Genomic DNA, 10,924 nt, shown 5'->3' with positions numbered 1-10,924 from the left:
AAAGAAGGTAGTGATTCCGCGAAAGAGGGTGGGATTTCCGCGAAAGCAGGTGAGGATTCCGCGGAAGAGGGTGAGAATTCCGCGAAAGTGGGCGGGGATTCCGCGGAAGCAGGTAATTCCGCGAAAGAAGGTGAGAATTCCGCGAAAGGAGGGAAGAATTCCGCGAAAGCAGGAGTTAATCCCGCGAAAGAGGGTGAGAATCCCGCGGAAGCAGGAGTTAAGCCCGCGAAAGCAACGGTTTTGTTACCTTATTAAAATAAAAAAGCATCTCAAAATTAATTGAGATGCTCCAATTTATCTATTTTTTTAACACAAGCTTAGCAACACATTCGACCTGTGCAGTTTGTGCGAACATATCTACGGGTTGGATATATTCTACATTATAAAGCTTTGATAATTCCTGTAAATCTTTAGCTAATGTTGATGGGTTACAAGACGTATAGACAAAACGGTTCGGTTTTAGCTTAAGGACAGTGCGGATAAATTCTGGTGCAAGGCCTGTGCGTGGCGGATCTACTGTAATAACATCAGGCGTGAAGCCTTCTTTACGCCATTTTGCTAAAACACTTTCAGCTGTGCCGACTGCATATTTTGTATGTTTAAAGCCATGGTTGCGCGCGTTTGTTCGTGCATCTTGAATGCTTTCTGGAATTACGTCCATACCACGAACTTCTTTCGCTTTATCTGCTAGCCATAAACCGATAGTGCCAACTCCGCAATAGGCATCAACAACGGTTTCTTTGCCCGTTAATGCCGCTGCTTTTTTGATTTCATCGTATAAATGTACAGTTTGTGTTGGATTCAATTGGAAGAATGCGCGAGCAGATAAATCAAATGCTAATTCTCCTAGTTCTTCATGTATTGTTTCCTTGCCATCAAGAACAATTGTTTCATCACCAAAAATAAGTGATGTTTTTTCACGATTAATGTTTTGAGCAATCGATACGATACTTGGGTCGATTTTTTTAATGCGCGTTAAAAGCTCAGTAAGGTGAGGGATTTCTTTACGAGTCGTAACAAGCACCACTTGCGTTTCACCAGTGCGAATCCCTGTACGTACAACAATCGTACGCACTAAACCATCGAGCGTACGACCATCGTAAATCGTAATATTTAGCTTTTGTAAGATTTTACGTGTCGCTACAGTAATTTTCGATGTAATTGGATGCTGTACAAGGCAATCATTAATATTCAGTAGCTTGTTGCTGCCTTCTGTAAAAAGCCCAGCATAGACACGTTTGCCTTCTTTGCGTACTTGGAACTGGCTTTTATTGCGATAATTCCAAGGGTTGTCCATACCAAGTGTATTGCGAACTTCTACGGTTTCAGCTAATGGCTTAGCATAGCGTTCTAACGCTTGAATAACGATATCCCGTTTTTCTATAAGCTGTTTTTCGTATGTCATATGTTGAAGCTGGCACCCACCGCATTCATTGTAAACTGGGCAGGGTGCTTCCTGACGAAATTGTGACGCTTTTCGTATGGCAAGTATATCTGCCTCAGCGAAATTGTGTTGTGTTTTCGTAACTTGGGCAGTAATTTCTTCTCCAGGAATAGCGCCTTTTACGAAGACGACGTTGCGTTTATAAAAGCCAACGCCCTCGCCATTAATGCCAAGTCTTTTTATAGTTAATGGGAATTTTTGTCCCACTTCCATCGTAGTTTGTTGCGTCAAGCGATCCACGTCCTTTAACTTTGTTCAGCACGTAGGTATTGATAACATGCTGATGTCATCTCCCCATTATAACTAAGGAGTGGACGATTGCATAGTGACAGGGAAATCTTCATACTCCAATACTAAATCGTCAAGCGATAAAAAAGTATAGCCTTGTTTCTTTGCTTCAGCGATGAATAAAGGTAGAGCCTCCGCATTATCTTGAGCTACTGTATGCATTAAAATGACAGCGCCAGGGTGAAGTTGCTCCATTAAAGCATTATAAGCATAATCTGCTCCACGTCGTTCATCCTTTAGCCAATCTTTAAAAGCGATAGACCAGAAAATATGACGGTAACCTTCTGCATTGCCGACTTCTAACAACTTAGCATTGAAAATTCCTTCGGGTGGACGAGCATAAGTTGTACGGTCTATGCCTGTTAATTCACGAAGTTTCGCATCAAACTTACGCCATTCTGCACGCATACCATCTCTTGTTAACTTTGCCATATTCGGATGACCATAGGAATGGTTACCGATTGTATGACCGTCTTGTACCATACGCTTAACAAGGTCACCAGCACTATCTAAATAATGACCAGTTAAAAAGAAGGTTGCTGGTGCTTTTTCTTTTTCTAACGTATCCAATATACTTTCTGTATAGCCATTTTCGTATCCGTTATCAAAGGTTAAATAGACCACTTTTTTATCGGGTTTTCCTTTATAAATTGCTCCATATTGGTCGAGTAGTTTATCAAGTTGTGCTCCTGCCTGTGCTGGTTCGCCATTCTTTGCTCGTTTAATGCCCCAATGATATTCATCTGAGCCAGATGCAAAGTATGGATTAATGCTTATTGCTGCGGCAATAATAAAAGTAGCGATTACTGCACCTACTATATGTTGTTTCCACATAAAAAACGCATCCTTTCCTTTTCTTTTAGGATGCGTTCTTTTCAAAAATTTATCCTGCTTGTCGTTTCACTTTGCACACGGATTTTATAATAAATTTTCAAGTGCTTCTTTTAAATAAGGATATTTAAATTCAAAATTTTGCGTTTCTAAAACAGTCGGTATTACATGTTGTCCTTCTAAAACGAGCATACTTTGTTCTCCGAGAGCTAAACGCATGGCAAAACTCGGGACTGGCATCCAATGACGACGTCCCATTACTTGTGCAATTGTTTGACCAAATTCTTTCATGCGTGTTGGATGTGGAGCAGTCACATTAAATGGTCCGTTAATAGATGAATTGGTAATGGCAAAATAAATAGCCCGCGCTACATCTTCTACATGAATCCATGATAACCATTGCTCGCCTGTACCAATCGTGCCACCGATATGTAGTTTATAGGGCAATAGCATGGAAGGAAGTGCACCGTTGTCACGACCTAAAATAACACCAAAACGAGCAAGTGCTACACGAACACCGAGTTTTTCTGCTCGCTTTGCATGGCGTTCCCAATCATGAACTGTCCATCCTAAGAAATCTTTTGCGTAGTCGCTAGCGTTTTCACTATAGGTGGCCACTGTGGAAGGTGGGTAAATTCCAACTGCACTGGCATTTACAAGTACGTTCGGTTTTTCCTTAAATTGTTCTATAATACGGACAATTTCTAGTGTAGCTTCCATGCGACTTGTATAAATAGCTTTCTTTTGCTTCTTTGTCCAACGTCCATCATTCAATGGCACTCCTGCTAAATTGACGACTGCATCGATATTCTCGTCCAATTCCTTTTCTGGTCGAGCACCATCTTTTAGCCATTGTACATAATGAATGCCATTTTCATATTTCGAATTGCTACGGGATAAAACGAATAACTCATGTCCTTGTTCTTGCAACAGTTTTGTTAACGCCTTCCCAACAAAACCAGTACCACCAGCAATGACAATTTTCATAAGAACCCCTCCTTTTACCAATTGATGTAACTCAACTATACACAAAGATAGAAAAAAAGAAAAAGATGTTATAATGATTAGGCAAAGAGGTGATTTCGCTATGCGTGTTATTACAAAAATTGCGCGTCAAAAAAACAATCCAGAACGCTATAATATATATTTAAATGAGGAATACGCTTTTCCTGTAGACGAGGCGATTTTAATACAATTTGGTCTTACAAAAGGAAAGGTGCTTGAAGAATTTGATATTCAGGAAATTGCCTATGAAGATGAAATTCGCAAAGCATTTAATAAAGGGCTAAACTTTTTATCCTATCAAATGCGTAGTGAGCATGAGGTGAAGAAAAAGTTAAGCTCATTAGAGTTTGGGGAAGCGGTAATATTAGAAGCGATTCAAAAGTTAAAATCATATGGCTTTTTAAATGATGAATCTTATTCGAAAGCATTGCTCGATACAAAAAAAGCTACGATGAAAAAAGGGCCTCGAGCAATTCGACAAGATCTCATCAAAAAAGGAATCGATAAAAGTTTACAAGATGAGGTGCTTGAAACATTTAGCCATGAAGAACAAGTGAAGCTTGCAACACAGCTTGCAGAAAAAGTAATTCGTTCTGAGAAGAAGAAAACACCAACGCAAATAAAAACTAAGATACAAGATTTTTTAATGCGAAAAGGGTATTCTTTTACTGTTGTCGATGAAGTACTTGGACAAGTTGAAATTGAGCAAGCAGAAGATGAATGGCAGTCCTTACTCGATGTGCAAGGCGAAAAAGTTTGGAAAAAGTATGCGTCGAAGTATACTGGTTATGAATTAAAAATGAAAACGAAGCAGGCGCTTTATCAAAAGGGATTTCCTGTAGAAGTTATAGATCGTTTTATTGAAGAGAAGGAGAATGGGGAATGAATGAAAAAAACTATGCTGCAATGACAGAGCATGAACTACGTGAAGAAGTAGGAAAGCTAAAAGAGAAGGCTCGTAAGGCAGAACAGCTAGGCATACTTAATGAATTTGCAGTGTATGAGCGTAAAGCTTTAATGGCAGCTGCTTATTTAGTTGATTTAGATACGATTGTACCTGGGGAAATGTACAGAATCGATGGCTCAGACAACAACTATTTCCAAGTTGATTATTTAAAAGGACGTTTTGCATGGGGTCATCGCCTAGGCGGCGATAAATATCAGGAAGCCTTGCCCGTTTCAATTTTATCACCTATAAAGGTGGGGAAATAAATGCAAGAAAAAATCGACAAACTAACAGCAGAGTTACTTGAGAAAAATCCTCAAATGTCAGCAGGGCGTGCGCGTGTTTGGATTGAACTGTTATGGAGCGATTTTGAATCAACATCTGCAAAAGCGGGCTATGATTATCGTGGGGCTGATTACACTGAAAACTTAGTACGCCAATTAATTGTAAGCTATGGCGATAAGCTCCATCAATTTGCAGGACGTAATCCAAAATACGCTCATTTACTAGATGCTAGTGATGATATGGTACAATAACATATAGATTGCATTGCAATACAAAAATCAATTTTAAGCTATAAGCATAACAAAGCCGGTGTTCCCTTCAAATAGGATACTCCGGCTTTATTCGTTAATTGCTTGCGCCAATTTGTAATTTTTTTTGAAGCTTATCCTCGGTAAAAATCCAACCAGTGTACGAGGTAATAATGTCGTTGTCGTCATTTAAATGAGCAACTGCAACGAAAGGATAGCGATTGTCACTACGATAACGTAAATCGATTAACCTCACTTCTGTTAAGCCATTTTCAAGCTCGGAAATTTCCCAACGGTACAATGGTGAGAAAGACACAAAGGCAGCGAGATTAGGGTCTTTCATAGCAGCTTCAACAGCAGGTGTTTTTGGTAGTGATTTGATTTCGAATTTATCGTAAATATTAACAGTTCGCCCATAAGCGCGACCAACATAGTAATGTGTTTTTGATTTTGCGGCGATGCGCCAGTGAAAAAATCGCATCGTAGGTGCTACAATAACATAATCTTCATCTTGAATTGTGCTATGCACTGCTTTTTTAACTGCTTTTTGAACAGCAAAGCGAAAAATATAATAGACGACAATAACGCCATACATGACGCTAAATGTCCAGACTGGATTTGCCCCAAATGCCCATAGTAATATTCCAAGGCAATGAAGGGAAAAAATAATGGGATCGAATGTATTGATCACACCAAGTGCTACCCATTTTCTAGAGAATGGGCGAATAGCTTGTGTTCCGTATGCATTAAAAATATCAACGAAAACATGAATAGCTACTGCAAGAAATGTCCAAAGCCATAAATGTAATACATTTGCGTCCTGAATAATTAGTGATAACACGATTGTAATTAAAATTGGCCATAAGGCTACTGCTGGTATTGAATGTGTTATACCGCGATGATGCCGAATATAAATCGCATTATTGCGAAGTTTTAATACTGTATCAACATCAGGTGCTTGTGAGCCAATAATGGTACCAGCCATAACGGCAGTAAAAGTCATTGAATGATTGGCAACTACAGGGTCAACTAAAGCAAGACCACCGAGTGCTATTCCCATAACGAAATGTGTACCTGAATCCAAAATTATCCACTCCTTGTATGCGTGAAAAAGTCGTACAATGCATACATGTATATTTCATTTCAATAATGGTATTGCTTATAAAATTTGCTTTTCAATCGCTAAGTATTCACTCGCACAAGAGGTAAATAATGGAGTTTTTTGTTTCAGCAAATGTCCGCGACTTATATTAGTGCGTTAAAACCTTGGTTGTAGCAGGAAACGCAGCGGCGGATGTCACGTTTAACTGTAATAAATTTATACGTTTTTGCCATATTATGCGAATAGCTTTTCTTAATTGTATACCCTTTTAATCATAAATTAAATCGTAAAGACACGGGAGGTCACTGTGAATTATCCATATGTAGCAGAATTTCGACAATCTTTAGTCGAATGGTTTGAAGAAGAGAAACGAGATTTACCTTGGCGGCATACTAAAGACCCTTATAAAATTTGGGTATCTGAGGTAATGCTACAGCAAACACGAGTTGATACAGTTATTCCTTATTACAATCGCTTTATGGAAAGCTTTCCAACTTTAGAATTATTAGTTGAGGCACCACAGGAATATTTATTGAAACATTGGGAGGGCCTTGGCTATTACTCACGAGCGAGAAATTTGCAAGCGGGGGTTCGTGAGGTGCTAGAAAACTATGGCGGAATCGTACCTGATAATCGCTATGAAATTTCTAAGTTAAAAGGGGTTGGACCCTATACTGCAGGTGCTATTTTAAGTATTGCCTATAATAAGCCCGAACATGCAGTTGATGGTAATGTCATGCGGGTTTTAAGTCGTGTACTCAATATACATGATGATATTGCACTGCCGAAGACAAAGAAAATTTTCGAAGCAGCTGTTGAAGAATTAATTGATCCACAAAATGCATCATCTTTTAATCAAGGGTTAATGGAACTTGGAGCGCTTATTTGTTCCCCAACATCACCGAAATGTTTGTTATGTCCTGTCCGTGAATATTGCACCGCTTTTAATGAAGGAGAACCTGAAAAACTGCCTGTTAAATCAAAAAAAGTTAAGATGAAGCATATTTCATACGACGTTTTTGTTTGTGAGGATGAGGACGGTCGAATTTTAATGGAGCAACGTCCGGCAAGTGGCTTACTTGCGAATATGTGGCAGTTCCCGATGGTTGAGCAAGCAGAAGACTCATTATTAAAATTTGCTCAGCACTATGAAGTAGAGGCACAAGCACAACGAGAAATTTTAACATTTAAACATGTTTTCTCACATTTAACTTGGCATGTGAATGCTTATTATATGAAGTGTAAATCATGTGAAAAGGGTGATTGGCTAACACAGGAGCAAATAGAATTGTTACCAATGCCAGTGCCAATGTTAAAAATATGGCAAGCGATAAAATAGGGAGACACTATAACGAAGCAATGAAAATAAAAAAATTAATGAGCATAAAAGTAATCACCTCTGTACACAATAATTAGCGTGGAGGTGAATGACTGATGAAGAAAAATCAAAACACAAACCAACAAGCAAATAAAAACATGCAACGCCAAAGTGAAGAGTTTGGTTACGAAACGGACTTCAATGAAGTGCAAAAGCAAAATGCTAAAGCTGAGCAGAATAAAGCTCAAGCTTCAGGCAAATATGCTAAGAATAACCAAAACGCGAGCGAGTAAGCACTTTGTAACTGCATAATTGCATTTACCTTCTAAGGGGCTGTCTAAAAATCGAAAAGATGAAAAGGACAGCCCTTTTCTATTTTTCCTCCGATACGCATAAGTTTATAACATAAGTTAAAAAATTCCATTAAAGTTGCTGTTATGATGGAAATTGCTATTAATTTTCGAAAATTTGTACATAAATAACATGACACAGTGAAATTTGTAGTTTTCAACTACACCTTTCGCGTACAGATTGCTATAATATACTAGAGACTGCTAGATTTAGGTAGCATAGACGAAAAGGTGGGCTTCAAAAATGGCAATACCGGTAGAAGGAGAAACGATACAAATACATAGTTATAAGCACAATGGCCGCATCCACCGTGTTTGGCAAGAAACAATGGTTTTAAAAGGAACTAAAAACATTATAATCGGTGCGAATGAACGAACACTTGTGACAGAATCCGATGGTCGTACGTGGCTAACGAGAGAGCCTTCTATTTGTTATTTCCATGCGGAGCACTGGTTTAACATCATCTGCATGCTGCGTGAAGACGGTGTGTATTATTATTGTAATCTAAGCTCACCATTTGTTTTCGATAATAATGCCATTAAATACATTGACTACGATTTAGATATTAAGGTTTTTCCAGATATGTCGTATACCCTTTTAGATGAAGATGAATATGAACAGCATCGCCAGGAAATGTCTTACCCAGATGTCATCGATAAAATTTTAAAGCGTAATGTCGAAAAATTAATTAGCTGGATACAACAAAAAAGAGGACCCTTTGCACCTGATTTTATCGATGCTTGGACAAGTCGTTATAAGTTTCAGCTCGATATGCAAGCAGATGATTGTCAGTAACACCTATTAGTTCAACTAATGGGTGTTTTTTGCATTTAAGGGGTATTTTATAAATAGAACTATCGATGTAAATCGAAAATAGTTAGCATTAAAGGTCAACTAACTGTACTTCATGCTAAATATTGCTATAATACGTAAGGGCATTCGTAATAGAATGTCTGTTTCTTTTTTTAATGTATAGAAAGCCACATAGGGATGAGGTTTTCTAATAAGGAAGTGATGAAAAATGAGTAGTATAAAGCGTTATATGCGTTTTGTAAAACCATACACATGGGAAATTATTTTAACGGTTTTAATTGGTATAGTGAAATTTGCAATCCCGTTATTCATTCCACTGCTCATAAAAATAGTACTTGATGATATTATTGGTGCGGAGGATTTGACGGATACAGAAAAAACAAAAGAATTGTTTTACTGGCTAGGCGGTACAATTATTGTGTTCTTTGTTATACGACCACCAATAGAATACTACCGTCAATATTTTGCACAGCATGTGAGTAATAAGGTCCTTTTTGATATCCGCAAAGAGATTTACTCGCATTTACAGCGCCTAAGCTTAAAGTATTACGCCAATACAAGAGCGGGTGAGGTTATTTCACGTGTAATTAATGATGTGGAGCAAACGAAGAACTTTGTTATGACAGGTTTGATGAATGTTTGGCTGGACTTAGCAACGATTGTTATTGCCGTTTGTATTATGCTAGCATTGGATGTCAAACTTACACTTGTTGCGCTCATTGCATTCCCGTTCTATGCAATTAGTGTTAGGTTCTTCTTTGGTAAACTTCGAACATTAACACGCAACCGTTCACAAGCACTTGCAGGTGTTCAAAGTTATCTTCATGAACGAGTAGCTGGCATGAGTATTATTAAAAGCTTTACGCTCGAAAAGCATGAGCAAAAATTATTTAATGAAGCGAATGGCGAGTTTTTAGAAAAAGCATTAGATCAAACAAAATGGAATGCTAAATCTTTTGCGGTCGTCAATACGATTACAGATGTAGCACCATTACTTGTTATTGCTTATGCGGGCTATCAAGTGATTAATGGATCTTTATCGGTCGGCACAATGGTTGCTTTTATCGCGTATATTGAACGCCTTTATGGACCACTTCGCCGTTTAGTAAGTGCATCCACAACGTTAACACAGTCGATTGCCTCGATGGATCGTATGTTTGAACTAATAGACGAGCCTTATGAAGTAAAAAATAAAAAAAATGCACTACCATTATCGCCTGCAACAGGTGAGGTGCGATTTGAGAATGTCGCTTTTCAATATGAAGCAGATGGTTCGCAAATTTTAAAAAATATGAATTTTACCATAAATCCAGGGGAGACGGTCGCATTTGTAGGGATGAGCGGCGGTGGGAAATCTACCATTATTAGCTTAATTCCACGCTTTTATGATACGTCAGATGGAGCGGTATATGTAGATGGTCATGATGTGAAGGATGTCACAATCCATTCATTACGCTCTCAAATTGGAATCGTGCTACAGGATAATATTTTGTTCAGTGATTCAGTTAAAGAAAATATATTGATGGGTAAACCTGAAGCGTCTGAGGAAGAAGTAATTGCTGCTGCAAAAGCGGCTAATGCGCATGACTTTATTATGGGCTTGCCAAATGGCTATAACACGAAGGTTGGCGAGCGAGGTGTAAAATTATCGGGGGGACAAAAGCAACGTGTTGCCATTGCCCGCGTCTTTTTAAAAAACCCACCGATTTTAATTTTAGATGAAGCAACATCAGCACTAGATTTAGAAAGTGAAGCGCTTATTCAAGAATCGCTCGATGCCTTAGTGCATGACCGAACAACCATTATTATTGCGCACCGACTTTCTACTATTACACATGCCGATAATATTTTTGTTATTGATCATGGACAATTAATTGAAAAAGGGAATCATGAGCAACTAATGAAGGAGCAAGGCACATACTTTAATTTATTCCAAGTGCAACACTTAGATTGAGTATTGAAAGATGACGAATGTCATTAATTTTCGAGCGAATTGTTTGAGTGCCTGGCACTGTCGCTAGCACAGAGTAAGCCGCAACTCTCGCAAACACGCGGTTTGTTGCGTCTTACGTTTTTTTCTTTGCAAGAAATTGTTTGAGTGCCTGACACTTGTATATTGTGAGCCTTTCATTCCTAGTTGAATGAAAGGCTTTTTTGTATGCAGTGGCATATTTCAGCAATCAACGGCTTCTTCTATTCTTCCAAGTTAAATGGAAGCTATTTTTGTAGAAAAACATCGTTAAAATACGAAATATTTATAAGTGAGGGGAAAAATGTAGAAAATATATGCTAA

12 protein-coding genes are annotated in these 10,924 nt (G+C 38.4%); 8 read left to right on the top strand and 4 right to left on the bottom strand.

The annotated features are described in order from the left end of the window. A partial coding sequence (locus tag ACIQXW_RS21840) for a hypothetical protein (RefSeq protein ID WP_402765509.1) occupies nucleotides 1-255 on the top strand: 255 nt, incomplete at its 5' end. 43 nt (nucleotides 256-298) lie between these two features. On the opposite strand, the gene rlmD is transcribed toward ACIQXW_RS21840, so the two are convergent. The 3 genes from rlmD to ACIQXW_RS21825 all read right to left on the bottom strand — a co-directional run bounded on the left by rlmD (nucleotide 299) and on the right by ACIQXW_RS21825 (nucleotide 3,550). After that, a complete protein-coding gene (gene rlmD, locus ACIQXW_RS21835) occupies nucleotides 299-1,675 on the bottom strand; it encodes a 23S rRNA (uracil(1939)-C(5))-methyltransferase RlmD (protein ID WP_402765506.1) in 1,377 nt (458 codons plus the stop codon). Nucleotides 1,676-1,747: 72 nt separating this feature from the next. After that, a complete protein-coding gene (locus ACIQXW_RS21830) occupies nucleotides 1,748-2,566 on the bottom strand; it encodes a polysaccharide deacetylase family protein (RefSeq protein ID WP_340822339.1) in 819 nt (272 codons plus the stop codon). An 84-nt stretch (nucleotides 2,567-2,650) separates the two neighbouring features. Next, the gene (locus tag ACIQXW_RS21825) at nucleotides 2,651-3,550 is read right to left on the bottom strand and encodes a TIGR01777 family oxidoreductase (RefSeq protein WP_402765502.1); all 900 of its coding nucleotides are present in this window, start codon (nucleotides 3,548-3,550) and stop codon (nucleotides 2,651-2,653) included. Nucleotides 3,551-3,650: 100 nt separating this feature from the next. Between ACIQXW_RS21825 and recX the strand changes: the two genes are divergently transcribed. Genes recX through ACIQXW_RS21810 form a run of 3 tightly spaced genes read left to right on the top strand, consistent with a single transcriptional unit; the run spans nucleotide 3,651 to nucleotide 5,050 of the window. Next, complete coding sequence (gene recX / locus ACIQXW_RS21820) at nucleotides 3,651-4,454, top strand: recombination regulator RecX (RefSeq protein WP_402765499.1); 804 nt, start codon at nucleotides 3,651-3,653, stop codon at nucleotides 4,452-4,454. Beyond that, nucleotides 4,451-4,780 carry a YfhH family protein gene (locus tag ACIQXW_RS21815; protein WP_340822342.1) on the top strand — a complete coding sequence of 110 codons (330 nt, stop codon included), beginning with the start codon at nucleotides 4,451-4,453 and terminating at the stop codon, nucleotides 4,778-4,780. The genes recX and ACIQXW_RS21815 overlap by 4 nt, the downstream gene beginning before the upstream one ends. Continuing rightward, the gene (locus ACIQXW_RS21810) at nucleotides 4,781-5,050 is read left to right on the top strand and encodes a YfhJ family protein (RefSeq protein WP_340822345.1); all 270 of its coding nucleotides are present in this window, start codon (nucleotides 4,781-4,783) and stop codon (nucleotides 5,048-5,050) included. A 94-nt stretch (nucleotides 5,051-5,144) separates the two neighbouring features. Here the strand turns inward: ACIQXW_RS21810 and ACIQXW_RS21805 are convergent, their stop codons facing one another. After that, nucleotides 5,145-6,131: a metal-dependent hydrolase gene (locus ACIQXW_RS21805; protein ID WP_401021801.1), complete on the bottom strand. Its 987-nt coding sequence runs from the start codon at nucleotides 6,129-6,131 to the stop codon at nucleotides 5,145-5,147. A gap of 325 nt (nucleotides 6,132-6,456) precedes the next feature. Here ACIQXW_RS21805 and mutY point away from each other — a divergent pair, with 325 nt between their 5' ends. The 4 genes from mutY (at nucleotide 6,457) to ACIQXW_RS21785 (ending at nucleotide 10,585) form a co-directional block, all read left to right on the top strand. Next, the gene (gene mutY, locus ACIQXW_RS21800) at nucleotides 6,457-7,488 is read left to right on the top strand and encodes an A/G-specific adenine glycosylase (RefSeq protein ID WP_402765495.1); all 1,032 of its coding nucleotides are present in this window, start codon (nucleotides 6,457-6,459) and stop codon (nucleotides 7,486-7,488) included. 95 nt (nucleotides 7,489-7,583) lie between these two features. Beyond that, nucleotides 7,584-7,760, top strand: a complete 177-nt coding sequence (locus ACIQXW_RS21795; RefSeq protein WP_340822351.1) for a gamma-type small acid-soluble spore protein — start codon at nucleotides 7,584-7,586, stop codon at nucleotides 7,758-7,760. A gap of 301 nt (nucleotides 7,761-8,061) precedes the next feature. Beyond that, nucleotides 8,062-8,613, top strand: coding sequence for a nucleoside tri-diphosphate phosphatase (ntdP, locus tag ACIQXW_RS21790; protein WP_340822352.1), 552 nt, complete (start codon nucleotides 8,062-8,064; stop codon nucleotides 8,611-8,613). A 226-nt stretch (nucleotides 8,614-8,839) separates the two neighbouring features. Continuing rightward, a complete protein-coding gene (locus ACIQXW_RS21785) occupies nucleotides 8,840-10,585 on the top strand; it encodes an ABC transporter ATP-binding protein (protein ID WP_340822353.1) in 1,746 nt (581 codons plus the stop codon). The last annotated feature ends 339 nt before the right edge of the window (nucleotides 10,586-10,924 follow it).

It is taken from the genome of Lysinibacillus sp. NPDC097162, from assembly GCF_044762185.1.
GTDB lineage: Bacteria > Bacillota > Bacilli > Bacillales_A > Planococcaceae > Lysinibacillus.
Note: the sequence above shows the minus strand (reverse complement) of the source record. Positions and strands in the feature narration are given on the sequence as shown.